A 25,233-nucleotide genomic window follows, 5' to 3' on the forward strand; every position below is an offset into this window, starting at 1 on the left:
TCAGCCACCCTGCCGGACCGCTGCGGTCTGGTGCACTGCCCCTGAGGATCCTGACAGTTGACGAGGCATCAGGGGGCACGGTGGCAGGTCGTCGCAGGCGATGGGGAGCGGGCAGAGCGGCACTGGCGTGTGTCACGGCGTTCGCCGCACTGACGGGTGCGGCCCTGGCGGGGGCGGCTCCAGCCGCCGCCGTCCAGAAGGGCGGACGGGTCGCGCCGGGCGTGACGTACGAGGAGTTCGACATCAAGGCGGCCAAGGGGGTGACGCACGCACATCTGCTGAGGGTCGACCTCGGTAACCCGCAGGTACGGGTCGATCTGCTCTACCCGGGGGCCGTGGCCTCACGCGCGCGGGTCTCGGCGATGGCGGACACCCAGGGCGCGGTCGCCGGCGTCAACGGTGACTTCTTCAACGTCAGCGAGACGCAGCACCCGGGCGTCGAGGTGACCGGGGCGAGCGTGGGTCCGGCGATCGCGGCCGGGCGGACGCTCAAGGCGGCGGTCCCGAAGGGCCAGCGTTTCGGGCCGGCACTGCCGCCCGGCACGACCACCGAGGACGTCTTCGGCGTCGGCACCGACGGGCGGGCGCGCCTGGACCGGCTCACACTCGCCGGTTCGGTCCGCACGGCCGAGGCGCAGCTGCCTCTGGGCGGGCTCAACCAGTACGCGCTGCCGGTGGGTTCCGTCGGCGCGTTCACCTCCGAGTGGGGCAGCGTCTCCCGGGTGCGCGCCACCTGCGGCACGGACACGGACCGGGCCGCTCCGTGCAGCACGGACACCTATGAGGTGACGGTCCGCGACGGCAAGGTCGTCTCCGCCGCCGACACCCCGGGCAGCGGTCCCATCGCCGCGGGGACGACCGTGCTAGTCGGCCGGGAGGCGGGCGCCCAGCAGCTGCGCAAGTTCTCCACCGGCGAGTCGGTCGAGGTCGAGCACGCTCTCGTGGCGGCCACGGACGGCGTCTCGTACCGGCTCGCCCTCGGCGGCTACCCGGTGCTGTCGGGCGGGCAGCCGCTGCCGGGCCTCGACAACACGACGTCGGCCGTCCGTACGGCCGTGGGGATCGCCGACGACGGACGGCGTCTGCTGCTGCTCGCGCTGGACGGAGCCGCCGCCTACCGCAGCGGTCTGACGATCTCCGAAGTCGCCGGCACCATGCGGAAGCTGGGCTCGCAGGACGCCTTCAGCCTGGACGGCGGCGGGTCGTCGACCCTGGTCGCACGGAAGTCGGGCGCGAGCACGGTCTCCGTGCGCAACCACCCCAGCGGTGGCGCCGAGCGTCTCGTGCCGAACGGCATCGGCGTGTTCTCGGGGTGACTCAGGGGCGCAGGCCGCTGACGATGTCCGCCGTCGCGGTGAGGCCGCTGTGGATGGTGGGGGCGATGCTGGTGCTGGCCAGGTAGAAGCCCAGCAGCAGGCAGACCAGCGCGTGGGAGACCTTCAGCCCGCCGTTGCGCAGGAAGATCACCGCAAGGATCACGAGCAGCAGCACCACAGAGATGGAAATGGCCATCGTCAACTCCTCCGCCACGCCGCCACGTCCGGTTCACGACGTTCGGGCGCAAGTGTGGCGTAGCGGAGGGTTCGTCCGGGCGGCTGACCTGTCCGCCGAACGTGTGGTGTTCTCCTGTGCGCCTAAGCCGGCCGGCGGGCGTCGAGGAAGGCCTCCAGTCCGGCGAGGTCGTCGGTGTTGAGGTGATCGACGCCCGCGTCGAGCAGTTCACCCCAGAGCGCGTCGCGGGCCGGACCGGCCAGGTCCGGAGTCGCCCAGAAGCGCACCTTCTGCCCGCGCCGGTGGGCGGCCTTCACGATGCCCCGCAGCTTCTGCCGCTCGGCGTCCGGGAAGGAGCCGACGCCCTGCCAGGTGAAGTTGAGTGCCCAGTTGTCGCTGATCAGCGGGATGAAGGAGGCCGGCGCCGGGCTTCCGAGGTCGGTGAGGCGGCCGTCGTAGAAGGCGTGCCGGACGGTCTGGGCCTCCATGGGGGCGCGGGCCGCGCGGTCGCCGGAAATCACGGCGGTGACCGGCCCGCGGTGCACGCGACCACGGGCGCAGGTGGTGAACAGGTGCCGGTAGCGGCGGAGATGGCGGGCGAGTTCGCGGTACGTCGAGGAGCCCTCGGTCTTGATGTCGATGAGCAGTTGCAGCGAGCCGCGGTAGCCCCGGTACACCGAGCCGTGGTGGGCGCGCACGCGGGCGGCGAGCGGATCGAGGTAGAGGGACTCGAGGGTGCGGGTCGGGTCGAGGTCCTCCGGGTCGTGGGCGACGAGGAGTTGGCCGTCGACGAGGTAGATGTCGGCCTCGACGCTGCCGAAGCGGTGGTCGAGGGCGTCGAGCAGCGGGCGGGGGTGCTCGTAGTCGTTGTGGGCGTGGGCGCGCCACAACGGCCGGGGCCCGGGCGTGTGCCGGCCCGCTGTCGCGGGGGCGGCGGGAAGGGCGATCGAGCCCGCGAGGGCTGCGCCGAGGGTGGTGAGGGCCGTGCGACGGGTGGTGAGGGCCATGCTCTGCCTCCCTGGAGGTGCCGTACGGGAACCCTGTGAGTATGGGTCCCGGGCAGGCTCAACGGGCAGGCTCGCGCACGGAGTTGGCCGGACGGCCGCCACTCGTTCACTTCGCCGCCAGGGGCGCGGGAAAGGGCCCGCCCCTGGTGACCGAGGCACACGAAAGAGTTCGCACCCGGCGGCCGAGGCACACGGAAGAGCTCTCCCCCGGCGGCCGAGGCACACGAAAGAGCTCACCCCGGGCGGCCGAGGCGCACGGCAAGGCCCGCCCCTCGCGGGACGGGCCTTGCCGAACTCTTCCCCCGCGGCTCGACGGCGTTGGGGAGCTGGACGTCAGGGAGCCTGGAGGTCGACCAGTGCGGCCAGTGCCTCGCGGTGGGCGCCCGGCGTGCCGTAGGCGATCGAGTCGGCCTTGGCGCGCTTGAGGTACAGATGCGCGGGGTGCTCCCACGTCATGCCGATGCCGCCGTGCAGTTGGACGGCCTCCTCGGCGGCGTGCACGGCCACCGGCGCGGCGTAGGCCTGGGCGACGGTGACGGCCACGTCCACGTCCTCGCCGTTCGACAGCGCGTCGGCGGCGTTGCGGGCGGCCGCGCGGGTGTTGACGACCTCCAGCCACAGCTGGGCCAGCCGGTGCTTGATCGACTGGAAGCCGCCGACGGGCCGGTTGAACTGCTTGCGTTCCTTGAGGTAGCGGACGGTCTCCGTGAGCGCCCACTCGGCCAGCCCGTACTGCTCGGAGGCGAGCAGCCCGGCGCCGGCGCGCAGGGCCCTGCGTACACCGGGTTCGGCGTCGCCCAGCAGCCGGCCCGGCGCGCCGTCGAGAGTGACGGTCGCGAGCGGCCGCGTCAGGTCCAGGGAGGGCCGGGGCGTGACGGTCGCGGCGGAGGCGTCGACCGCGTACAGACCGCCGTCGTCGCCCGGCACGAGCAGCACGTCCGCGACGGCCGCGTCCGCGATGCCGGTGAGTTCGCCGTGCAGCAGCCCGTTCTCGTGCCGGACGGCCTTGTAGGCGGCGCCCGGTGCGACGTTCAGGGCGACCGCGAGGGCGCCGATCTTCGTGCCGGTCGCGAGGTCGCGGAGCAGGTCGTCGGTGCCGCAGGCCAGCAGGGCCTCGGTGGCGACGACCGCGCTCGTCAGATACGGCACGGGCGCGACCGCGCGGCCCAGTTCCTCCAGCACGACGGCGGCTTCGCGGTGCGTGGCGCCCTGGCCGTCGAGTTCCTCGGGCACCAGCAGGCCGGCGAGGCCCATGCCCTCGGTGAGGGCCTTCCACAGGGCCAGGTGGTGCGGGGTGTCCGATTCGGTGCGGGCGATGACGCCGGGCGCGTCGCAGTGGTCGGTGAGCAGGTCGCGGACCGCGGCGCGCAGCGCCTCTTCCTCTTCCGAGTACAACAGGTCACTCATCGGGCGAGGTCCTTCCAGGCGACGTCCTTGTCGGTGCGCGGCTCGGCGGGCAGGCCCAGGACGCGCTCGGCGACGATGTTCAGCAGGACCTCGCTGGTCCCGCCCTCGATGCTGTTGCCCTTGGAGCGCAGGTAGCGGTAGCCGGCCTCGCGGCCGGTGAAGTCGACCAGCTCGGGGCGCCGCATGGTCCAGTCGTCGTACAGCAGGCCCTCCTCGCCGAGGAGTTCCACCTCCAGGCCGCTGATCTCCTGGTTGAGGCGGGCGAAGGCCAGTTTCATGCCGGCGCCCTCGGGGCCGGGCTGGCCGGCGACGAGCTGCTGACGCAGCCGTTCCGCGGTGAGGCGCGAGACCTCGGACTCCACCCAGAGCTTCAGCAGCCGCTGGTGCAGGTCGTGGGTGCGCAGCTCGGGCCGCTCGCGCCAGGTCTTCGAGATCGGGCCGATCATGCCGCCCTCGCGGGGCAGTCGCATGCCGCCGATGGCCACGCGCTCGTTGTTCAGCGTGGTCTGCGCGACCTTCCAGCCCTCGCCGACGGCGCCGAGGCGCCCCGCGTCCGGGATGCGGACGTCGGTGAGGAACACCTCGTTGAACTCGGCCTCGCCGGTGATCTGCCGCAGCGGCCGCACCTCGACACCCGGGTCGGTCATGTCGCAGACGAAGTACGTGATGCCCCGGTGCTTGGCCACGTCCGGGTCGGTGCGGGCGATGAGGATCGCCCAGCGGGCGACATGGGCGCTGGACGTCCAGACCTTCTGCCCGTTGACGACCCAGTCTCCCCCACTCTCGGCTTCGCTCGAGCGGGAGGGGCCCCCATCCTCACGGACGGCCCGGGTGCCCAGCGCGGCGAGGTCGGACCCGGCGCCCGGCTCGCTGAACAGCTGGCACCAGACCTCCTCGCCGGTCCACAGGGGCCGGAGGAAGCGCCGCTTCTGCTCCTCGGTGCCGTACTGGAGGATCGTCGGCGCGGCCATGCCGAGGCCGATGCCGATGCGCCGCGGGTCGTTGTCGGGCGCCCCGGCGGCCTCCAGCTCGGCGTCCACCACGGCCTGGAGGGAGCGGGGAGCGCCGAGCCCGCCGAGGCCCTCCGGGTAGTGCACCCAGGCGAGGCCGGCGTCGAAGCGGGCCCGCAGGAAGTCAAGACGGTCGGTGAAGGCCGGCGGGTGGGCGGCCAGCAACTCCCGGGTACGGTTGCGCAGTTCCTCGGCGTCGGTCATGCCGTCTCCTCCAGGACGACCGCGATGCGGCCGGTGGTCAGGCCGTCCGCCACCTTCTGCACGGCGGCGGCCGCCCCGCCGAGCGGCACGCGCTCGCTCACCAGCGGCTTGATCGCGCCCCGGGCGGCCAGCTCGGTGAGCTGCTCGTGGCAGTGCTGGACGAGCTTGGGGTGCTTGGTGTTGTACAGGCCCCAGTGCAGGCCGAGGATCGAGTAGTTCTTCACCAGGGCGTGGTTCAGGCCCGGGCTGGGGATCGTGCCGCCGGCGAAGCCGACGACCACGATGCGCCCCTCGAAGGCGACGACCTTCGTGGACTGGGTGTAGGCCTCGCCGCCGACCGGGTCGTAGATCACGTCGGCCCCTCGGCCGCCGGTGGCCTCCTTGACGGCGGCGACGACGTCCTCGGAACGCCGGTCGATCACCACGTCGCAGCCCAGCTCCCGGGCGACGGCCGCCTTCCCGGAGCCGCCGACGACACCGATGACGGTGGCGCCGGCGGCCTTCCCGAGCTGCACGGCCGCGCTGCCGACCCCTCCAGCGGCAGCGTGGACGAGCAGGGTCTCGCCGGCCTGAAGACCGGCCCGGCGGTGCAGACCGAACCAGCCGGTCTGGTAGCCGATGTGCAGGGCCGCGGCCTCGGCGTCGTCGAGGGCGTCCGGCGCGGGCAGCAGGGCTGCGGCGTCCGCGACGGCGTACTCGGCGAAGCCGCCGTGGGGCAGGGCCGGGTTGGCGATCACCCGGCGGCCGTCCTCGGTCTCACCGCAGATCTCCACGCCCGGGGTGAACGGCAGCGGGGGCCTGACCTGGTACTGGCCGCGGCAGAGCAGGGCGTCCGGGAAGTTGATGTTGGCCGCCCGTACCTTCAGCAGGACCTGGCCGTCACCGGGCGTGGGCGGCTCCACGTTCTCGAGCCGCATCACCTCGCCCGGCTCGCCGTTCTCGTGCACTTGCCATGCCTGCATGCGGGGCCTCCACGGGGGACTGCTTCGTCTGACCGGGGTCGGTTCGCATACTAAGCGGTCGCTTGCCGATCAGGGAACAGTCTCCGGGCAAAGTCACGCGCAGGGGGTTCTCGTACGTCACGCGCCCTTCGGCCGGGCCCGCACATGCATCCGCTCACCCTGTGGCCCGAACAGGCTGAGGAACTCCACGGGCCCCTCCCCCGTCGACCCGAACCAGTGCGGCACCCGGGTGTCGAACTCGGCCGCCTCCCCCGCCGTGAGCACCACGTCGTGCTCGCCCAGCACCACGCGCAGCCTCCCGGACAGCACGTACAGCCACTCATAGCCCTCGTGCGTGCGGGGATCCGGCTCCTGCCTGCGCTTGGGTTCGAGGACCTTGTAGGCCTGCAGACCGCCGGGCTGGCGGGTGAGGGGCCAGGCGGTGCGGCCGCCCATGACGATCGGCTTCGACCGCACGCGTGGATCACCGGGGGGCAGGGTGCCGACCAGTTCGTCCAGCGCCACCTTGTGAGCGCGCGCGATGGGCAGCAGCAGTTCCAGACTGGGTTTACGCAGGCCGGACTCCAGCCGCGAGAGGGTGCTGACGGAGATGCCCGTGGTCTCGGAGAGCGCCGCCAGGGTCACCTCCCGTTCCTTGCGCATCTGCCGCAGCCGGGGGCCCACGCTCGCGAGTACCTCGTCCGTCGTCATGGTCGTATTGCAGGTTCGGCAAAGTTGTTTGTCAATCCCGCAGGGCCGGGGCGACGCTCGGCAGCGGAGGTGGTCACATGACCGAGAAGTACGCAGTGGTCGTCATCGGCGGAGGTGCGGCGGGCCTGTCCGCGGCACTGGTGCTGGGGCGGGCCCGGCACCGCACGCTGGTGGTCGACGCGGGCGAACCGCGCAACGCCCCCGCCGCCCACATGCAGGGCTTCCTCACACGCGACGGCATGCCGCCCGCCGAGTTCCTGGCGCTCGGCCGGGAGGAGATCGCGCGCTACGGCGTGGAACTCGTGCGCGACCGGGTGGTGGAGGTGACGCGGGGCGAGGACCTCACCGGCGTCCAGGGAAGGGACGTCAGCGAGTCACAGGGTGAGGGCCTCACCGCGGCGCAGGGCAAGGACTTCACCGGGGGGCAGGGAGAGGACTTCACCGTGGTGCTGGCCGGCGGCCGGACCGTGCGGGCCCGGCGGCTGGTCGTCGCGACCGGGCTGAAGGACGAGCTGCCCGCGGTCGCCGGGGTCGCCGAGCGGTTCGGCCGGGACGTGCTGCACTGCCCGTTCTGCCACGGCTGGGAGGTGCGCGACCAGCCCTTCGGGGTGCTGGCGTCGAGCCCGGCGAGTGTGCACCAGGCGCTGATGGTGTCCCAGTGGTCGAAGGATGTGCGGTTCTTCCTGCACACGGTGGCCGAGGAGGAGCTGTCCGACGAGGATCTGCGCCGGCTCGCCGCCGCCGGGGTGGAGGTGGTGCCCGGCGAGGTCACGGGGCTGGTGGTCGAGGACGACCGGCTCACCGGCATCCGCCTCGCGGACGGCACGGAGCACGCGCGCTCGGTGCTGTTCCTTGCGCCCCGGGCCGTTCCGCGGACCGGCCTGCTGGAATCGCTCGGCGCCGAGCTGCACGACACACCGTTCGGCGCGTATCCGGTGGTCGACGCGACCGGCCTGACGACCGTGCCGGGCGTGTGGGCCGCGGGCAACGCGATCGGGTTCGCCGAGCAGGTCGTGCACGCGGCCAGCGGCGGATACCGGGCGGCGTCGGCGATCGTCGGTGATCTGCTGATGGCCGACCTCGACGCGGCCGCCCAGGTGTAGAGGGATCGCCTCCGGTGCACCATGGCTGCATGCTGCTGCACCGGCTGGCCCGCGTGTCCCAGGAGGTCGCCGCCACCTCGGCGCGGTCCCGCAAGACAGCCCTGCTCGCGGAGCTCTTCCGGGACGCGGAGCCCGACGACGTGCCGATCGTCATCCCGTACCTGGCGGGACGGCTGCCACAAGGGCGGATCGGCGTCGGCTGGAAGGTGCTGAGCCGCCCGGTCGAACCGGCGGCCGAGCCGGGCCTGACCGTGCGGGAAGTGGACGCGAGACTGGCCGAGCTCGCCAAGGTGTCAGGACCGGGCTCCCAGGCCGAACGGGCCCGGCTGGTCGGGGAGCTGATGGGCGCCGCCACCGAGGACGAGCAGCGCTTCCTGCTCGGGCTGCTCACCGGGGAGGTGCGGCAGGGCGCCCTGGACGCCGTGGCGGTGGAAGGGCTCGCCCAGGCGACCGGGGCGCCGCCCGCGGACGTACGGCGGGCCGTGATGCTCGCGGGCTCCCTCCAGACGGTCGCGCAGGCCCTGCTCGCGGACGGCCCCGCCGCCCTCGACCGCTTCCGCCTCACCGTCGGCCGTCCGGTCTGGCCGATGCTCGCGCACAGCGCCTCCTCGGTGGCCGAGGCGGTGGACAAGCTGGGCGCCTGCGCGGTCGAGGAGAAGCTGGACGGCATCCGCGTCCAGGTGCACCGGGACGGCGACACCGTACGGCTCTACACCCGCACCCTCGACGACATCACCGACCGGTTGCCCGAAGTGACGGCGGCCGCGCTGGAGTTGGGGGGCGAGCGGTTCATCCTGGACGGCGAGGTGATCTCCTTCGACGAGGCCGGGCGCCCGCGCTCGTTCCAGGAGACCGCCGGCCGCGTCGGCTCCCGCACGGACGTGGCGACCGCCGCCCGAGCCGTGCCGGTCTCCCCCGTCTTCTTCGACGCGCTGTCCGTCGACGGCCACGACCTGCTCGACCTGCCGTTCGCCGAGCGGCACGCCGAACTGGCCCGGCTGGTGCCCGAGCCGATGCGGGTGCGGCGCACCCTGGTGTCCGGGCCGGACGACACGCCCACGGCGGAGGAGTTCCTCGCCGAGACCCTGAAGCGCGGCCACGAGGGCGTCGTCGCCAAGGCGCTCGACGCCCCCTACAGCGCGGGCCGGCGCGGCGCCTCCTGGCTGAAGGTCAAGCCTGTCCACACCCTCGACCTGGTCGTCCTGGCCGCCGAGTGGGGCCATGGCCGCCGCACCGGCAAGCTCTCCAACCTCCACCTCGGCGCCCGCACCGCCGACGGCGGCCTCGCCATGCTCGGCAAGACGTTCAAGGGCATGACCGACGCGCTGCTCACCTGGCAGACCGAACGCCTCCAGCAGCTGGCCGTCGAGGCCGACGACCACGTGGTGCGAGTCCGCCCCGAACTCGTCGTCGAGATCGCCTACGACGGGCTGCAGCGCTCCACCCGCTACCCGGCCGGCGTCACCCTCCGCTTCGCCCGTGTCGTCCGCTACCGGGAGGACAAGCGCCCCGAGGACGCCGACACGGTCGAGACGCTGCTCGCCGCGCACCCGGAGGTGACGCCGTGAAGCGCAGCGCCGGTCTGCTGCTCTTCCACCCCGGCGACAACGGCCTCGAGGTGCTGCTCGGCCACATGGGCGGCCCGTTCTTCGCCCGGCGCGACGCCGGGGCGTGGACCGTGATCAAGGGCGAGTACGAGCCGGACGAGCCCGCCTGGGAGGCCGCCCGCCGCGAGTTCCAGGAGGAACTGGGCGTGCCCCCGCCCGACGGCGAGGCCATCGACCTCGGCGAGGTCCGGCAGACAGGCGGCAAGATCGTCAAGGTCTGGGCGATCCGGGCGGACCTCGACCCGGCGACGATCACGCCCGGCACCTTCCGCATGGAGTGGCCGCCGAGGTCGGGGCGGCTCCAGGAGTTCCCGGAAGTCGACCGGGTGGCCTGGTTCGGCCTCGACCGGGCCCGGTCGGTGATCGTCAAGGCCCAGGTGGCGTTTCTCGACCGGCTGGCGGAGCACTCGCCCTGAGGAGACGCTTCCGCGTTGCGGTTCCCTCCGCCGCGCGGGAAGGTCGAGACACAGCCCGCTCCGAGGGAGGTCGGTCATGCCCATCGCAACGGTGAACCCGGCGAACGGCGAGACGCTCAAGACGTACGAGGCCATGGGAGAGCAGGAGATCGAGCGCCGGCTCCAGCTCGCCGAGGCCACGTTCCGCACGTACCGGACGACGACCTTCGACGAGCGCGCCCGGCTGCTGCACCGGGCCGCCGACCTCCTCGACGAGGATCAGCAGGACATCGCCCGCGTGCTGACCACCGAGATGGGCAAGCCGATCCAGCAGGCCCGGGCCGAGGCGGCGAAGTGCGCCAAGGCGATGCGCTGGTTCGCCGACCACGCCGAGGAACTCCTCGCCGACGAGGAACCCGCCGACTCCGACGTGAAGGACTCCGGCGCCTCACGCGTGCGGGTCCGCTACCGGCCGCTCGGTCCGGTGCTCGCGGTGATGCCCTGGAACTTCCCGCTGTGGCAGGTGATCCGCTTTGCCGCGCCGGCCCTGATGGCAGGCAACGTGGGTCTGCTCAAGCACGCCTCGAACGTCCCGCAGACCGCGCTCTACCTGGAGGATCTCTTCCACCGGGCGGGCTTCACCGAGGGCACCTTCCAGACCCTGCTGATCGGCTCCGGCGCGGTCGACGAGATCCTGCGCGACGAGCGGGTCAAGGCCGCCACGCTCACCGGCAGCGAGCCGGCGGGCCGGGCGGTCGCCTCCACCGCCGGAGAGATGATCAAGAAGACGGTGCTGGAGCTGGGCGGCAGTGACCCGTTCGTGGTCATGCCGTCCGCCGACATCGACCGGGCCGCCAAGGTCGCGGTGACCGCGCGGGTGCAGAACAACGGGCAGTCCTGCATCGCCGCGAAGCGGTTCATCGTGCACACGGACGTCTACGACGCCTTCGCCGAGCGGTTCACCGCGGGCATGAAGGCGCTGAAGGTCGGCGACCCCATGGCCGACGACACCGAGGTCGGGCCGCTCGCCAGCGAGCAGGGGCTGCGCGATGTGGAGGAACTGGTCGACGACGCCGTACGCGGTGGAGCGCAGGTGCTGTGCGGTGGCGAACGGCCGGACGGACCCGGCTGGTACTACACGCCGTCGGTCCTCGCCGGCATCACCCGCGAGATGCGGATCCACCGGGAGGAGGCGTTCGGGCCGGTCGCGACGCTGTACCGGGCGGCCGACCTGGACGAGGCCGTGCTGATCGCGAACGACTCTCCGTTCGGGCTGAGTTCGAACGTCTGGACGCGGGACGAAGAGGAGGTCGACCGCTTCGTACGGGACCTGGAGGCCGGCGGCGTGTTCTTCAACGGCATGACCGCGTCCCATCCGGCGTTCCCGTTCGGCGGTGTGAAGCGGTCCGGGTACGGACGTGAGCTGTCCGGGCACGGAATCCGGGAGTTCTGCAACATCACCACTGTTTGGCATGGTGCGTGAGTGTTGCGGGGCTACGATCCCGTCTGTGAACCGCGAAGTGACTCTGCCTCTGATCGTCGACGACCGCGGGGCCTTGCAGGTGTCTGCCGCGGATGTCAGCAAACTCTTGCGGACGGTGGGGGGCCGGTGGGTGCGGCTCGTGGAGGGCGGGGAGTCGGGGCTGGACGAGGACACGGTGGCCGAGTTGGCCATCGAGCTGGCGAAACTGGCCGATCGCATCGATGTGGCGTGTATCGCGCACAGCAGTGGGACGGCGACGTAAGCGCCGGCGGGTGCGGGCGGTCCGCGGCCGCTCGCGCGGTTCCCCGCGCCCCTAGGGGCTCACGCCACTGAGTGCCGACCAGAAGCTCGCCTCGTAGTGCTGCAGGAGACGGCCGTATTCGTGTGCTCGCTCCTTGTCGAGGCGACCGGCGTTCAGGGCCGCCTCCACCGCCGCCACCGCCAGCCGGTCCAGCTCCGGTGCCGGCTGCGCGAAGAAGTCGAAGAAGGCGCAGGCCTCCTCGGTGAAGCCGTACCGCTCCCGCAGCGCGGTCGCGATCGTCGCGCAATAGCCGCCCCACGCCGAGAAGTTGGCCGTCAGCGCAAGGACCACGTCCGCCGGTGAGGCGTTCAGGGCCAGCCAGGCCACGTACGCGGGGTATGCCTGGCAGCCGGGCAGGGGCTCGTACGACGCCTCCCCCCGCTCGTCCACGCCGCACGCTCGGGTGAACGCCGTCAGCCGCTCACCCGCCAGCGCCTCGCCCTCGGCCAGCGCCGTGAAGTAGCCCGCGGCCTCCGGGTCGGTCGCTTTCCGCGCTCCGCCAGGAACGCGAACGCCCTGCGGTCCGCGGGAATCACCCGGGTCTGCTCCAGGGCCAGCGCGGCGAGTGTGGTGAGGGGAGCCGTGCCGTCGGCGATCCGGGGGACCAGCTCATTGGCCCGCGGATCGGGGGCGAGGGCCGCGGTCGTCGTCTCCAGCAGGGCCCGGGCCGGGTGCGTCATCGCGTCCTCCGTCGTCGCAGTGTCATGACGAGCCTGGCACGGCATCCCTGTACGGAGTAGTCCGGCGCGAAGTCGGCGAACGGGCGGGTGATCGTAGGTGGACCACCCTTGAGGTGAACCACCTTCTGACCGGGGCCGAAGGGCCTTCCGGGAGGCGAAAGCAGGCGCGGTTCATGGCGACTTTGTGCAGACCCTCGGTGTCCGTCCCAGAGCACGTGATCACGATGGAGGAGACGCTGGAGCTGGCGCGGGAGCGCCACGCCGGCCACCCCCAACTGCCGCTGGCCCTCCGGCTGATACAGAACACCGGTGTGCGCACGCGGCACATCGTGCAGCCCATCGCGGAGACGCTGAAGCACCCCGGGTTCGAGGACCGCAACAAGCTCTACGAGGCCGAGGCGAAGGCCCGGGTGCCGGCGGTCGTGCAGCGGGCGCTGGACGACGCGGAGCTGCTCACCACCGAGGTGGACCTGATCATCTACGTGTCGTGCACGGGCTTCATGATGCCCTCGCTCACGGCGTGGCTGATCAACGAGATGGGTTTCGACCCGACGACCCGTCAGCTGCCGGTGGCCCAGCTGGGTTGTGCGGCCGGCGGCGCGGCGATCAACCGTGCGCACGACTTCTGCACGGCGTATCCCGAGGCCAACGCGCTGATCGTGGCCTGCGAGTTCTGCTCGCTGTGCTACCAGCCCACCGACATCGGCGTCGGCTCGCTGCTGTCGAACGGTCTGTTCGGTGACGGCGTCGCCGCCGCCGTGGTCCGCGGCCGGGGCGGCGAGGGCGTCCGCCTGGAGCGCAACGGCTCCTACCTGATCCCCAAGACCGACGACTGGATCATGTACGACGTGAAGGCGACCGGCTTCCACTTCCTGCTGGACAAGCGGGTCCCGTCGACGATGGAGCCGCTCGCGCCGGTGCTGAAGGACCTGGCTGCCGACCACGGCTGGGACGCGACCGGGCTGGACTTCTACATCGTCCACGCGGGTGGGCCCCGCATCCTCGACGACCTCAGCACCTTCCTGCACGTCGACCCGCACGCCTTCCGCTTCAGCCGGGCCACGCTCACCGAGTACGGCAACATCGCCAGCGCCGTCGTCCTCGACGCGCTGCGCCGGCTGTTCGACGACGGCGGCCCCGGGGACCAGGCGCGCGGGCTGCTCGCCGGGTTCGGTCCGGGCATCACCGCCGAGATGTCCCTGGGCCGCTGGCACGGCGCGGACGAGACGAGGTGACATGAGGGAAGAGATGGTGCACCGGCAGGTCACCCGGCCGGCTGCCGCGTTCACGGCGCGCGGGGTGGCACGGGTGCGCGAGCGGTCCCGGCGCATGCTGGCGGAACTGGTCGACGAGATGCTCCAGGACGGCCCGCCCGCCGACCTGTGCGAGGCCGTGCTCGGCCCGTTCCCCGTCGCGGTGATCTGCGAGCTGATGGGCGTCCCGGCAGCCGACCGGCAGGGCATGCACACCTGGACCCGGCAGATCCTGTCCGCCTCGCACGGCGCCGAGGCCAGGGAGAAGGCCGAGAGGGAGATGCGCGCCTACTTCTCCGACCTCATCGGGCTGCGCGAGGGCGGCACGGGCGAGGACGTCGCCTCGCTGCTCGGCGCCGCCGTGGGCCGCGAGGAGGTGACCCTGGACGAGGCGGCCGGACTCGCGGTCCTCCTCCAGATCGACGGCGAGGCGGTCACGGGCATCAGCGGCCGGATGGTTCACGTCCTGCTGGCCCGGCCCGGGCTCGCCGATCGGTTGCGCGCCGAACCGGAGATCCGCCCCCGGGCCATCGACGAACTGCTGCGCCCGCTCCTGCACCCCGACGCGGTCGGGCTGTCCCGGATCGTCGGGGAGGACGCCATGCCGGCCCGGCTGGCGGCGGAGCTCCTGGTGGACGCGCTCCTCGACGGCGTGCCGGGCCTGCGGCTCGCCGTCCCGGCCGAGGACGTGCCGTTCGGGAAGGGCACGCGGTTGTCCGGGCCCGAGACCCTGCCCGTGACGTGGTGAGACGGCGATGACGGCGACCGAGGGGCTGCTCGTCCCGCCCGGCCAGGGCCGGATCATGCAGACCCCCGCACAGCACGTCACCTTCAAGGTGACCGGCACGTACTCGCGTGTGGCCTCCACGTTCGAGGTGGTCGTGCCGCCGGGCTTCGACGTCGGCGCCCATGTGCACACGCGCAGCGAGGAGTTGTTCTACGTGCTCGAGGGCGAGCTGGACGTCCTCGCGTTCGAGCCGCGGATCCGCACGCCCGACCGCTGGCAGAGGTGGGAGTCCGCCTCGGGCAACCGGGTGGTGCGGGCGACTCCGGGGACGGTGATCGTCGTACCCCCGGGGTGCCCGCACGCCTTCGCCAACCCGACGGACACCCCGGCCAAGCTGTTCTTCCAGGCGAGCCCGCCGCCGGACCACGAGCGGTACTTCGAGGAACTGCTGGAGATCCTCGACGGCGGGGGCCCGCCGGACCAGGCGGCGATCCGGGAACTGCGGGCGCGCTATGACATCGAGCAGCTGACGCCGCTCCGACACCGTTAGCGGATCGGCACACCGGCGAGGGTGCGGGCGATGACCAGGCGCTGGATCTCGCTCGTGCCCTCGAAGATGGTGTAAATGGCCGCGTCGCGGTGCATCCGCTCGACGGGGTACTCCCGGGTGTAGCCGTTGCCGCCGAGGATCTGGATCGCCTGGCCCGTGACCTTCTTGGCCGTCTCGCTCGCGAACAGCTTGGACATCGAGCCCTCGGCCGCCGTGAACGGCTTGCCGTTGACCGCCATCCAGGACGCGCGCCACACCAGCAGCCGGGCCGCGTCGATGGACGTCCGCATGTCCGCCAGCTGGAAGGCGACACCCTGGTTGTCGATGATCGGCCGACCGAACTGCTCCCTGGTCGTGGCGTAGTCGAGGGCGACCTCGTAGGCGGCCCGGGCGGTGCCGACCGCCATGGCGCCGACCGCCGGGCGGGAGGCCTCGAACGTGGCCATGGCCGCGTTCTTCACCCTCTCCCCACCCTGCTTCGCCTTCTCCCGCGCGCGGGCCAGCCGCTCGTCCAGCTTCTCCTTGCCGCCGAGCAGGCAGGAGCCGGGAACGCGCACGTTGTCGAGGATGACCTCGGCGGTGTGCGAGGCGCGGATGCCGTGCTTCTTGAACTTCTGCCCCTGGGCGAGCCCCGGCGTACCCGGCGGGACGATGAAGGAGGCGTGCCCCTTCGAGCCGAGCTCGGCGTCGACGACCGCGACGACGACGTGGACGTTGGCGATGCCGCCGTTGGTCGCCCAGGTCTTGGTGCCGTTGAGCACCCACTCGTCCTTGGCCTCGTCGTACACGGCCCGGGTGCGCATGGAGGCCACGTCGGAGCCGGCGTCGGGCTCGGAGGAGCAGAACGCGGCGACCTTGACGTCGTTGGCGTCGCCGTACATCTGGGGGATCCAGGTGCCGATCTGCTCCTCGGTGCCGTTGGCGAGGACGCCCACGGCGGCGAGGCCGGTGCCGACGATGGACAGGGCGATGCCCGCGTCGCCCCAGAACAGCTCCTCCATCGCCATGGGGATGCCGAGTCCGGTCGCGTCGAAGTACTGCTGGGCGTAGAAGTCCAGGGAGTAGATGCCGACCTTGGCGGCTTCCTGGATGACCGGCCAGGGAGTCTCCTCACGCTCGTCCCATTCGGCGGCCGCGGGGCGGATCACATCGGCCGCGAAGCCGTGCAGCCAGTCCCGGACCTCCTTCTGTTCGTCGTTGAGCTCCATGGTGAACTCGGCCATGTCGTCCCCTCCAGCGGCACACATGCATGTTACTTGCGGTAACAGCAGTCTGTTACCGACGGGTAGTGGAAGTCAACTCCTACCGACCGGTCGGCACCCGTTCGGTGTCCTGGGCATGCTTCAGTGCTAGTTTGCGCAGGCGTCATCGAAACAGCACGGGTGGGGAGAGACCATGGACACCACGCAGCGGACCGATCAGCAACGGTCCGCCGACCGCCGCCGGCGTGAGCTGCTGGAGGCCGCCGACCGAGTGGTGCTGCGCGACGGCCCGCAGGCCTCGATGAACGCGATCGCGGCGGAAGCCGGCATCACCAAGCCGATTCTCTACCGCCACTTCGGCGACAAGGGCGGACTTTACGCGGCCCTTGCCATGCGACACACCGAGGCGCTGCTGGACTCGCTCCGGGCGGCGCTGGACGCGCCGGCGGACCGGCGGGAGCGGGTCGAGGCGACCCTGGACACCTACCTCACGGCGATCGAGCTGCGGCCCCAGGTGTACCGGTTCCTGATGCACCCGGCGGAGGGGAGCCAGCCCGGCGGCGACCAGGGGTTCGATGTCGGCAAGCACAGCGCGCCGTTGCTGCGGCGGATGGGCGAGGAGCTGGCGCAGGTCATCGAGGAACGGCTGGATCTCGGACCGGGCGGGCAGCAGCTGGCGCGGGTGTGGGGGCACGGGATCGTCGGCATGATGCATGCGGCCGGGGACTGGTGGCTGGGGGAACGTCCCTGTTCCCGGGCGGAGTTGGTGCGGAGCCTGGCTGATCTTTTGTGGGGGCGGCTTGCGGCTGCGGGAGATCGGGTCGGGGGGCCGGGGTTCTGACCGTCGTTCGTCGCGTGCGGGCCGGTGGGGGTTGTTCGCGCAGTTGCCCGCGCCCCTGAGGCGTTGCCGCCCGGGCGCTCCAAGAGCCCGGGCGCCCCGGTGCCCTGAGGCGATGGCGCTCAGGGGTTCCAAGAAGCCCGGGCCACTTGCCGCATCAGCTTGCGGTGGCGCCAGCCCGTGAGATGGTCCGCGTAGATCCGGCCCTCCAGGTGGTCGCACTCGTGCTGCAGGCAGCGGGCGAAGAAGCCCGTGCCGTGGACCGTGACGGGGTCGCCGGTCATCGTGAAGCCCTCGACGACCGCGTGGTCGTGGCGTTCCGTGCCCGCTTCCAGGCCCGGCAGGGACAGGCAGCCCTCCGGGCCCCGGATCACCACGCCGTCCTTTTCGGCCAGGCGGGGATTGATCACATGGCCCACGTGCCGGACGTTCTCGTCGTCGGGGCAGTCGTAGACGAACACCCGCAGGGACTCGCCGACCTGGTTGGCGGCGAGTCCGACGCCCTGGGCGGCGTACATCGTCGCGAACAAGTCCTCGACGAGCCGGGCCAGTTCGGGGCCGAAGTCGGTGACCTCCGCGCAGGGGGTGTGCAGGAGCGGATCGCCGTGCAGGGTGAGGGGTCTCACGCGGCCGTGGGCGCCGGGGATGGAGCTCTGTCGCATGGCGGCAAGAGTAAGGTCCTGTCGGTCCGCGTCTCCCACACGAGTTCGCCACAGTGCCACGGTTCGGGAGTGCGAATGGATCTCGATAGGCTGAGGTCCACACCACGTGGCCGTCAGGCTTCAGGGCGCGGCGCGTACGCAAGGAGGATCGAGAACTGATGGCAGGCAACTCGGACCCGCTCTCGCCGCGGGCCAAGCTGGCCGTGACCGCGGGCAAGGCGGTCGCGGCGGCATCACGCGCCGCAGGGCGCGGCAGCGGTTCGGTGATCGGCGGCCGGGTCGCGCTGAAACTCGACCCCGACCTCCTCGCCCGGCTCGCCCAGAACCTGGACGTGATCCTGGTCTCCGCGACGAACGGCAAGACCACCACGACCCGGCTCATCGCCGAGGCACTGCGCGCGGCGGGCCCCGTCGTCTCCAACGCGCTCGGCGCCAACATGCCGGCCGGCATCACCTCGGCCCTCGCCGGCAGCTCCGACGCCCGCTACGGCGTCATCGAGGTCGACGAGAAGTACCTGGCAGGCGTCGCCCGGGACACCGCCCCGAAGTGCATCGCCCTGCTCAACCTCTCGCGCGACCAGCTCGACCGGGCCGCCGAGACCCGTATGCTCGCCGAGAACTGGCGGGAGGGACTCGCGGGTTCCAAGGCCGTGGTCGTGGCCAACTGCGACGACCCGCTGGTGGTGTGGGCGGCGTCGTCCTCCCCCAATGTGATCTGGGTCGCAGCCGGCCAGATGTGGAAGGACGACGCCTGGTCCTGCCCGTCGTGCGGTGGCGTCATGCAGCGCCCGGGCGACGACTGGTTCTGCGGCGAGTGCGGCTTCCGCCGTCCCACGCCGAGCTGGGCGCTCTCCAACGACCACGTCCTCGACCCGCACGGCTCGGCCTGGCCGATCCACCTCCAGCTGCCCGGCCGCGCCAACAAGGCCAACGCCGCCTCCTCGGCCGCCGTCGCCGCCGTGTTCGGCGTGCCGCCGCAGGTCGCGCTGGAGCGCATGTACCAGGTGCAGGCGGTGGCCGGGCGCTACGACGTCGTCCAGTTCCAGGGCCGTGACCTGCGACTGCTGCTCGCGAAGAACCCGGCCGGCTGGCTGGAGACGTTCTCCCTGATCGACCCGCCGCCCACGCCGGTCATCCTCTCCGTGAACGCGCGCGGCGCCGACGGCACCGACACCTCCTGGCTGTGGGACGTTGACTACACGCGCCTGACCGGCCACCCGATCTGCGTCGTCGGCGACCGGCGACTGGACCTGGCGGTGCGCCTGGAGGTCGCCGACCAGCACTTCCAGGTCTACGACAACCTCGACCAGGCCGTGGCGGCGTGTCCGCCGGGGCGCATCGAGGTCATCGCCAACTACACGGCGTTCCAGGACCTGCGCCGCCGCGTCGGCAACTGAGCACGAGACGTCAGGGGACTTTTGTGAGCGACAACCAACTGCGGGTCGTCTGGATCTATCCCGACCTGCTCAGCACCTACGGCGACCAGGGCAACGTCCTCGTCGTGGAGCGCCGGGCGCGCCAGCGCCGCCTGGACGTGGCCCGGCTGGACGTGCGTAGCGACCAGCCGATCCCGACCTCCGGCGACATCTACCTGATCGGCGGCGGCGAGGACCGGCCGCAGCGGCTCGCCGCCGAGCGGCTGCGCCGGGACGGCGGACTGCAGCGGGCCGTGGAGAACGGCGCCATCGTGTTCTCGGTGTGCGCCGGCTACCAGATCCTCGGGCACGAGTTCATCAACGACCTCGGCCAGCGCGAGCCCGGCCTCGGTCTGCTGGACGTGGTGTCGACGCGCGGCGAGGGCGCGCGGTGCGTCGGTGACGTGCTGGGCGACGTCGACGCCCGCCTCGGCCTGCCCCCGCTGACCGGCTTCGAGAACCACCAGGGCGTCACCCACCTCGGCCCCACCGCCCGCCCGCTCGCCCAGGTGCGCTTCGGCAACGGCAACGGCACGGGCGACGGCACGGAGGGCGCGTACAACGACACCGTCTTCGGCACGTACATGCACGGGCCGGTGCTCGCGCGCAACCCGCTGATCGCGGACCTGCTGCTGAAGCTGGCCCTCGACGTCAACGCGCTGCCGCCGACCGACGACCAGTGGTACGAGGCCCTCCGCAACGAACGCATCGCGGCTGCTCAGCAGCCTGCCTGACCGCGTCCGGGCAGCGTGCAGCGAGCACGCGTCAACCTGCTGGTCAACAGCCCGTCTGTCGGGCCATCCGCACAGGTGAGCGGGGTCGTCCAGCAGGCGGACGCGTGCTTCGGTCCGGGCCCTCGATGCCGCTAGGGTGGCGGGGATTCCAGCCGGACAACGTGGTCCGGTCCCCGGCCCACGTTGAGAAGGTATTTCGGGCTATGCGCATTGGTGTCCTCACGTCCGGCGGCGACTGCCCCGGCCTGAACGCCGTCATCCGGTCCGTCGTGCACCGTGCCGTCGTCGACCACGGCGACGAGGTCATCGGCTTCCGGGACGGCTGGAAGGGCCTCCTGGAGTGCGACTACCTCAAGCTCGACCTCGACGCGGTGGGTGGCATCCTCGCCCGCGGCGGCACGATTCTCGGGTCCTCCCGGGTCCAGCCCTCCCATCTGCGGGACGGTGTGGAGCGGGCCAGGGGCCATGTCGAGGAGCTCGGCCTCGACGCGATCATCCCCATCGGCGGCGAGGGCACGCTCAAGGCCGCCCGGCTGATGTCGGACAGTGGTCTGCCCGTCGTGGGCGTGCCGAAGACCATCGACAACGACATCGCGGTCACGGACGTCACCTTCGGCTTCGACACGGCCGTGGGTGTGGCGACCGAGGCCCTGGACCGGCTGAAGACCACCGCCGAGTCCCACCAGCGGGTCCTGGTCGTCGAGGTCATGGGCCGGCACACCGGCTGGATCGCGCTGCACTCCGGCATGGCGGCCGGCGCGCACGCCATCGTGGTGCCCGAGCGGCCCTTCGACATAGAGGAGCTGACCCGCCGGGTCGGCGAGCGGTTCGAGGCGGGCAAGCGCTTCGCGATCGTGGTGGCGGCGGAGGGGGCGAAGCCTCGCGCCGGGAGCATGGAGTTCGACGAGGGCGGCAAGGACATCTACGGGCACGAGCGGTTCGCCGGGATCGCCCGGCAGCTGTCCGTGGAGCTGGAGGGACGGCTGGGGAAGGAAGCCCGGCCGGTGATCCTCGGGCATGTGCAGCGGGGCGGCACGCCGACCGCCTACGACCGGGTGCTGGCCACGCGGTTCGGGTGGCATGCGGTGGAGGCCGTGCACCGCGGAGAGTTCGGGCAGATGACGGCGCTGCGCGGGACCGACATAGTGATGGTGTCGTTGGCCGAGGCCGTCAAGACGCTGAAGACCGTGCCGGACGAGCGGTACGCCGAGGCGGAGACCGTTCTCTGAGGTTGCCGTAGTCACCGCCGAACCGCCCCCGGTCGTAGCCGCGACCGGGGGCGGTTCTACTCTTGTGGGCGGACAACTTGCTGCACACCCCCACGAAACAGGAGCCGGCGGAATGGATCACAGCGGGCACGGCATGACCATGGATCTGCCGCCGTTCACGCTGGGGCGAGGGCTGGAGTGGTCCACGGACCCGTTTTTCCTCATCGCCTGTCTCACCGGGCTCGCCCTGTATGGGTGGGGCGTCGTGCGGCTAGTCCGGCGCGGGGACAAGTGGCCCGTGGGGCGGACGGTCGCCTTCACCATCGGCGTGCTGAGCGTCGTGCTCATGATGTGCACCCGGCTGAACGACTACGGCATGGTCATGTTCAGCGTGCACATGGTGCAGCACATGGTCATCAGCATGGTGTCGCCCATCCTCATCCTGCTCGGCGCGCCGATCACGCTGGCGCTGCGGGCGCTGCCGCCGGCGGGGCGGGGACGCAAGGGGCCGCGTGAGCTGCTGCTGATGTTCCTGCACAGCCGGTACATGCGGATCGTCACGCACCCGGCGTTCACGATCCCGCTGTTCATCGCGAGCCTGTACGGGCTGTACTTCACGCCCCTCTTCGACACCCTGATGGGCTCCAAGGCGGGCCACATCGCGATGATGGTGCACTTCCTCGCCGTCGGCCTGGTGTTCTTCTGGCCGATCATGGGCGTCGACCCGGGCCCGCACCGCCCCGGCTACCTGATGCGGATGCTGGAGCTGTTCGCGGGCATGCCGTTCCACGCGTTCTTCGGGATCGCGCTGATGATGGCGTCCGAGCCGATGGTCGAGACGTTCAAGAACCCGCCCGGCTCGCTCGGCATCGAGGCGCTGTCCGATCAGAACGCGGCGGGCGGCATCGCCTGGGCGTTCAGTGAGATCCCCTCCGTGCTGGTACTGGTGGCCCTGCTGTTCCAGTGGTACGCCTCGGACCAGCGGCAGGCCAGGCGCACGGACCGGGCCGCCGAGCGCGACGGGGACAAGGAACTGGAGGCGTACAACGCCTATCTGGCCTCGCTGAACACGCAGGGGCGCTGAAGACCTCTTCGGTACGGGCCGTGCGCGCCGGGCGTCCGCCGGGCACCATGGAGGGACCGAACCATGAGGAGGGTGTTGCGATGCCCGGTTCCACGAACGGTTCCAACTCTACGAAGACCATGGGAGCGCTCACACTGGGCGGGCTGGTCGTGGTGACGGCCTACACGGTGGCGCTCGGCAGCAACGGGTGGCTGTGGTTCGGCTGGGTCGTGCTGGGTCTGATCACGCTGGGACTGGTGGTCACCACGCGCAGCACCTGACCACTCCCCGGTCAGCCGGTGGGCGGCTCACTCCCCGGTCAGCCGCCCCGCCGAGTGTACGCCCGGCTGGTACTTCGGGAGCCGGACGGTGATCTTCATACCGGCTCCCGTGGCGGTCTCGATGACCAGCCCGTGGTCGTCGCCGTAGACCTGGCGGAGCCGGTCGTCGACGTTGGAGAGGCCGATGCCGCCCGAGGGGCTGACCTCGCGGGCGAGGATGCGGCGGAGCAGGCCGGGGTCCATGCCGGCGCCGTCGTCCTCGATGACGACGAGGGCCTCGGCGCCCGCGTCCTGGGCGGTGATCTGGATGTGGCACCTGCCGGAGGGCACGGCCTTGCCCTCCAGACCGTGCTTGACGGCGTTCTCGACGAGCGGCTGCAGGCACAGGAACGGCAGGGTCACCGGCAGCACCTCCGGCGCTATCTGGAGGGTCACGGACAGGCGGTCGCCGAAGCGTGCCCGCACGAGTGCCAGGTAGTGGTCGATGGCGTGCAGCTCCTCGGCGAGGGTGGTGAAGTCGCCGTGCCGGCGGAACGAGTAGCGGGTGAAGTCGGCGAATTCCAGGAGCAGCTCGCGGGCGCGCTCGGGGTCGGTGCGGACGAACGAGGCGATCACCGCGAGCGAGTTGAAGATGAAGTGCGGGGAGATCTGGGCCCGCAGCGCCTTGATCTCGGCCTCGATGAGGCGGGTGCGGGACTGGTCGAGGTCGGCCAGTTCCAGCTGGACCGAGACCCAGCGGGCGACCTCGCCGGCGGCGCGGACGAGCACCGCCGACTCGCGGGGCGCGCAGGCGACGAGGGCGCCGTGGACACGGTCGTCGACGGTGAGCGGGGCGACGACCGCCCAGCGCACCGAGCAGTCGAGGCTGTCGCAGGTGAGCCGGAAGGCCTCGCCCCGGCCGGTCTCCAGGGAGTCCGCGAGGCGTTCCATGATCTCGCTGCGGTGGTGGGCGCCGTCTCCGTCCCAGACCAGGACCTGTCTCAGGTCGGTGAGACAGAGGGCGTCCGTGCCGAGCAGGGAGCGCAGTTTGCGGGCGGACTTGCGGGCGGTCTCCTCGGTCAGGCCGGATCGCAGCGGGGGCGCGGCGAGGGAGGCCGTGTGCAGGGTCTCGAAGGTGGCGTGCTCGACGGGGGTGCCGAGTCCGGCGAGGCTCTTGGCCCGGGCGGTGCGGCGGCCGAGCCAGACTCCGAGGGCGAGCACCGGGAGCACGGCGACGCACAGGCCGGCCAGGAACCCGCTCATGCGCTCACCTCCGTGCGCAGTTCCTCGGGCAGGTGGAACCGGGCCAGGACCGCCGCGGTGCCGGGCGGGACCCGGCCGGGGGTGGCGAGGGACACCAGGATCATGGTGAGGAAGCCCAGGGGCACCGACCACAGCGCGGGCCAGGCGAGCAGGGCGTGCAGGGCGGCGCCCTCGCCCGGGTAGCCGGCCATGGTGGCGGCGACGGCGAGCAGGGCGGAGCCGCCGCCGACCAGCATCCCGGCGGCGGCGCCGGGCGGGGTCAGCCGCCGCCACCAGATGCCGAGGACGAGCAGGGGGCAGAACGAGGACGCCGAGACGGCGAAGGCGAGCCCGACGGCGTCGGCGACCGGCAGCCCGCCGACGAGGACGCTCGCCGCGAGGGGCACGGCCATGGCGAGGACCGTCCCGAGCCGGAAGTGCCGTACGCCCCGGGAGGGCAGGACGTCCTGGGTCAGGACGCCCGCGACCGCCATGGTCAGGCCCGAGGCGGTGGAGAGGAACGCGGCGAAGGCGCCGCCCGCGACCAGTGCGCCCAGCAGGTCGCCGCCCACTCCCCCGATCATGCGGTCGGGCAGCAGGAGGACGGCGGCGTCCGGATCGCCGGTGAGAGTGAGTTCGGGGGCGTAGAGGCGGCCGAGTGCGCCGTAGAGGGGTGGCAGGAGGTAGAAGGCGCCGATCAGGCCGAGGACCGCGACAGTGGTGCGGCGGGCGGCCACGCCGTGCGGGCTGGTGTAGAAGCGGACCACGACGTGCGGCAGGCCCATGGTGCCGAGGAACGTGGCGAGGATCAGCCCGTACGTGGCGTACAGCGGGCGTTCCTCGCGGCTCTCGGCCTGCGACGGGGAGAGGTCGCCGCCGCCGCTGCGCTCGGCCCGGGGGACGGGGGCGCCGGCGGGGAAGGTGAGGCGGGTGCCGCGTTCGATGCGGTGGGTGCCGGCGGGGAGTTCGAGGCGGGTGCCGGTGTGCGTCCGGCCGTCGACGGTGCCGGTCACCGCGACGCTCAGGGGCCGTTCGAGGGTGAGGTCGATGCTGTCGTCGACACGGACGACGCGCTGCTCGCGGAAGGTGGCCGGTTCGTCGAAGGCGTGCCGGGGTGCTCCGTCGCTCTGCCAGGTGAGAACCAGGAACAGGGCGGGGACGAGCAGGGCGGTGAGCTTCAGCCAGTACTGGAAGGCCTGCACGAAGGTGATGCTGCGCATGCCGCCGGCGGCGACGATGGCCGTGACGACGACGGCGACGATCACTCCGCCGAGCCAGTCGGGCGCCCCGGTCAGCACGGTCAGGGTCAATCCGGCGCCCTGGAGCTGGGGCAACAGGTACAGCCAGCCGACCCCGACGACGAAGGCACCGGCCAGCCGCCGCACGGCCTGGGAGGCGAGGCGGGCCTCGGCGAAGTCGGGGAGCGTGTAGGCGCCGGAGCGGCGCAGCGGGGCGGCGACGAAGAGCAGCAGGACCAGGTAGCCGGCGGTGTAGCCGACCGGGTACCAGAGCATGTCGGGGCCCTGGACCAGGACGAGTCCCGCGATGCCCAGGAAGGAGGCCGCGGAGAGGTACTCGCCGCTGATGGCGGCGGCGTTGAGGCGGGGGCCGACGGTGCGGGAGGCGACGTAGAAGTCGGAGGTGGTGCGGGAGATGCGCAGGCCGAAGGCGCCGACGAGGACGGTGGCGACGACGACGAGGGCGACGGCCGGGATGGCGTAGCTGGAGTTCATCGGTGG

26 protein-coding genes and 1 pseudogene are annotated in these 25,233 nt (G+C 71.9%); 15 read left to right on the forward strand and 12 right to left on the reverse strand.

The window, feature by feature from the left end; all coding sequences use genetic code 11:
* Positions 1-80: 80 nt before the first annotated feature.
* Entirely contained in the window at positions 81-1,316 is a 1,236-nt protein-coding gene (locus IGS69_RS03795) for a phosphodiester glycosidase family protein (RefSeq protein WP_190896970.1), read from the forward strand.
* Between the two features lies 1 nt (position 1,317).
* Here IGS69_RS03795 and IGS69_RS03800 read toward each other — a convergent pair whose 3' ends face one another.
* The 6 genes from IGS69_RS03800 to IGS69_RS03825 all read right to left on the reverse strand — a co-directional run bounded on the left by IGS69_RS03800 (position 1,318) and on the right by IGS69_RS03825 (position 6,771).
* A complete protein-coding gene (locus IGS69_RS03800; protein WP_185013539.1) occupies positions 1,318-1,512 on the reverse strand; it encodes a hypothetical protein in 195 nt (64 codons plus the stop codon).
* A 122-nt stretch (positions 1,513-1,634) separates the two neighbouring features.
* Positions 1,635-2,498, reverse strand: a complete 864-nt coding sequence (locus tag IGS69_RS03805; RefSeq protein WP_190896972.1) for a phosphatidylinositol-specific phospholipase C/glycerophosphodiester phosphodiesterase family protein — start codon at positions 2,496-2,498, stop codon at positions 1,635-1,637.
* A gap of 333 nt (positions 2,499-2,831) precedes the next feature.
* Positions 2,832-3,905: an acyl-CoA dehydrogenase family protein gene (locus tag IGS69_RS03810; protein ID WP_190896974.1), complete on the reverse strand. Its 1,074-nt coding sequence runs from the start codon at positions 3,903-3,905 to the stop codon at positions 2,832-2,834.
* Positions 3,902-5,119, reverse strand: coding sequence for an acyl-CoA dehydrogenase family protein (locus IGS69_RS03815; protein WP_190896976.1), 1,218 nt, complete (start codon positions 5,117-5,119; stop codon positions 3,902-3,904). Before IGS69_RS03815 ends, IGS69_RS03810 begins: the two co-directional genes overlap by 4 nt.
* The gene (locus IGS69_RS03820; protein WP_190896978.1) at positions 5,116-6,081 is read right to left on the reverse strand and encodes an NADPH:quinone oxidoreductase family protein; all 966 of its coding nucleotides are present in this window, start codon (positions 6,079-6,081) and stop codon (positions 5,116-5,118) included. The genes IGS69_RS03815 and IGS69_RS03820 overlap by 4 nt, the downstream gene beginning before the upstream one ends.
* A gap of 117 nt (positions 6,082-6,198) precedes the next feature.
* Positions 6,199-6,771: a helix-turn-helix domain-containing protein gene (locus tag IGS69_RS03825; RefSeq protein WP_190896980.1), complete on the reverse strand. Its 573-nt coding sequence runs from the start codon at positions 6,769-6,771 to the stop codon at positions 6,199-6,201.
* 77 nt (positions 6,772-6,848) lie between these two features.
* Between IGS69_RS03825 and IGS69_RS03830 the strand changes: the two genes are divergently transcribed.
* The 5 genes from IGS69_RS03830 (at position 6,849) to IGS69_RS03850 (ending at position 11,621) form a co-directional block, all read left to right on the forward strand.
* Positions 6,849-7,874, forward strand: a complete 1,026-nt coding sequence (locus tag IGS69_RS03830) for an NAD(P)/FAD-dependent oxidoreductase (protein WP_190896982.1) — start codon at positions 6,849-6,851, stop codon at positions 7,872-7,874.
* Between the two features lie 29 nt (positions 7,875-7,903).
* Positions 7,904-9,442 carry an ATP-dependent DNA ligase gene (locus IGS69_RS03835; protein WP_190896984.1) on the forward strand — a complete coding sequence of 513 codons (1,539 nt, stop codon included), beginning with the start codon at positions 7,904-7,906 and terminating at the stop codon, positions 9,440-9,442.
* Positions 9,439-9,897, forward strand: coding sequence for an NUDIX domain-containing protein (locus IGS69_RS03840; protein ID WP_190896986.1), 459 nt, complete (start codon positions 9,439-9,441; stop codon positions 9,895-9,897). Before IGS69_RS03835 ends, IGS69_RS03840 begins: the two co-directional genes overlap by 4 nt.
* Before the next feature lie 76 nt (positions 9,898-9,973).
* Entirely contained in the window at positions 9,974-11,359 is a 1,386-nt protein-coding gene (locus IGS69_RS03845; protein ID WP_190896988.1) for an NADP-dependent succinic semialdehyde dehydrogenase, read from the forward strand.
* Between the two features lie 25 nt (positions 11,360-11,384).
* The gene (locus IGS69_RS03850) at positions 11,385-11,621 is read left to right on the forward strand and encodes a DUF6213 family protein (RefSeq protein ID WP_190896990.1); all 237 of its coding nucleotides are present in this window, start codon (positions 11,385-11,387) and stop codon (positions 11,619-11,621) included.
* 51 nt (positions 11,622-11,672) lie between these two features.
* On the opposite strand, the gene IGS69_RS03855 is transcribed toward IGS69_RS03850, so the two are convergent.
* Entirely contained in the window at positions 11,673-12,110 is a 438-nt protein-coding gene (locus IGS69_RS03855; protein WP_332836575.1) for a thiaminase II/PqqC family protein, read from the reverse strand.
* Positions 12,074-12,340, reverse strand: a complete 267-nt coding sequence (locus tag IGS69_RS35045; RefSeq protein WP_332836547.1) for a hypothetical protein — start codon at positions 12,338-12,340, stop codon at positions 12,074-12,076. Before IGS69_RS35045 ends, IGS69_RS03855 begins: the two co-directional genes overlap by 37 nt.
* 173 nt (positions 12,341-12,513) lie before the next feature.
* On the opposite strand from IGS69_RS35045, the gene IGS69_RS03860 reads away from it, so the two are divergent.
* The 3 genes and pseudogenes from IGS69_RS03860 to IGS69_RS03870 all read left to right on the forward strand — a co-directional run bounded on the left by IGS69_RS03860 (position 12,514) and on the right by IGS69_RS03870 (position 14,870).
* The gene (locus tag IGS69_RS03860) at positions 12,514-13,575 is read left to right on the forward strand and encodes a type III polyketide synthase (protein ID WP_190896991.1); all 1,062 of its coding nucleotides are present in this window, start codon (positions 12,514-12,516) and stop codon (positions 13,573-13,575) included.
* A 40-nt stretch (positions 13,576-13,615) separates the two neighbouring features.
* A pseudogene (locus IGS69_RS03865) lies at positions 13,616-14,341 on the forward strand (cytochrome P450); the annotation flags it as partial.
* Between the two features lie 7 nt (positions 14,342-14,348).
* The gene (locus IGS69_RS03870; protein WP_190896993.1) at positions 14,349-14,870 is read left to right on the forward strand and encodes a cupin domain-containing protein; all 522 of its coding nucleotides are present in this window, start codon (positions 14,349-14,351) and stop codon (positions 14,868-14,870) included.
* Here the strand turns inward: IGS69_RS03870 and IGS69_RS03875 are convergent.
* The gene (locus IGS69_RS03875) at positions 14,867-16,093 is read right to left on the reverse strand and encodes an acyl-CoA dehydrogenase family protein (RefSeq protein WP_190896995.1); all 1,227 of its coding nucleotides are present in this window, start codon (positions 16,091-16,093) and stop codon (positions 14,867-14,869) included. The two genes, IGS69_RS03870 and IGS69_RS03875, sit on opposite strands and share 4 nt — an antisense overlap.
* Positions 16,094-16,265: 172 nt before the next feature.
* Here IGS69_RS03875 and IGS69_RS03880 point away from each other — a divergent pair, with 172 nt between their 5' ends.
* Positions 16,266-16,913, forward strand: coding sequence for a TetR family transcriptional regulator (locus tag IGS69_RS03880; RefSeq protein ID WP_190896997.1), 648 nt, complete (start codon positions 16,266-16,268; stop codon positions 16,911-16,913).
* A 119-nt stretch (positions 16,914-17,032) separates the two neighbouring features.
* Here IGS69_RS03880 and def read toward each other — a convergent pair whose 3' ends face one another.
* A complete protein-coding gene (def, locus tag IGS69_RS03885) occupies positions 17,033-17,572 on the reverse strand; it encodes a peptide deformylase (protein WP_190896999.1) in 540 nt (179 codons plus the stop codon).
* A gap of 158 nt (positions 17,573-17,730) precedes the next feature.
* On the opposite strand from def, the gene IGS69_RS03890 reads away from it, so the two are divergent.
* The 5 genes from IGS69_RS03890 to IGS69_RS03910 all read left to right on the forward strand — a co-directional run bounded on the left by IGS69_RS03890 (position 17,731) and on the right by IGS69_RS03910 (position 22,273).
* A complete protein-coding gene (locus tag IGS69_RS03890) occupies positions 17,731-18,969 on the forward strand; it encodes a MurT ligase domain-containing protein (RefSeq protein ID WP_190897001.1) in 1,239 nt (412 codons plus the stop codon).
* Between the two features lie 23 nt (positions 18,970-18,992).
* A complete protein-coding gene (locus tag IGS69_RS03895) occupies positions 18,993-19,721 on the forward strand; it encodes a type 1 glutamine amidotransferase (protein WP_190897003.1) in 729 nt (242 codons plus the stop codon).
* A gap of 203 nt (positions 19,722-19,924) precedes the next feature.
* Complete coding sequence (locus IGS69_RS03900; protein WP_190897005.1) at positions 19,925-20,950, forward strand: 6-phosphofructokinase; 1,026 nt, start codon at positions 19,925-19,927, stop codon at positions 20,948-20,950.
* 112 nt (positions 20,951-21,062) lie between these two features.
* Positions 21,063-22,013, forward strand: a complete 951-nt coding sequence (locus IGS69_RS03905) for a cytochrome c oxidase assembly protein (RefSeq protein WP_190897007.1) — start codon at positions 21,063-21,065, stop codon at positions 22,011-22,013.
* Between the two features lie 80 nt (positions 22,014-22,093).
* The gene (locus IGS69_RS03910) at positions 22,094-22,273 is read left to right on the forward strand and encodes a hypothetical protein (protein ID WP_030835374.1); all 180 of its coding nucleotides are present in this window, start codon (positions 22,094-22,096) and stop codon (positions 22,271-22,273) included.
* A 27-nt stretch (positions 22,274-22,300) separates the two neighbouring features.
* Here the strand turns inward: IGS69_RS03910 and IGS69_RS03915 are convergent, their stop codons facing one another.
* Together IGS69_RS03915 and IGS69_RS03920 are read right to left on the reverse strand one after the other, a co-directional pair.
* Positions 22,301-23,515: a sensor histidine kinase gene (locus tag IGS69_RS03915; RefSeq protein WP_190897009.1), complete on the reverse strand. Its 1,215-nt coding sequence runs from the start codon at positions 23,513-23,515 to the stop codon at positions 22,301-22,303.
* Complete coding sequence (locus tag IGS69_RS03920; RefSeq protein ID WP_190897010.1) at positions 23,512-25,227, reverse strand: sodium/solute symporter; 1,716 nt, start codon at positions 25,225-25,227, stop codon at positions 23,512-23,514. Before IGS69_RS03920 ends, IGS69_RS03915 begins: the two co-directional genes overlap by 4 nt.
* Between the last annotated feature and the right edge of the window lie 6 nt (positions 25,228-25,233).

The organism is Streptomyces tuirus, from assembly GCF_014701095.1.
Lineage (GTDB): Bacteria > Actinomycetota > Actinomycetes > Streptomycetales > Streptomycetaceae > Streptomyces > Streptomyces tuirus.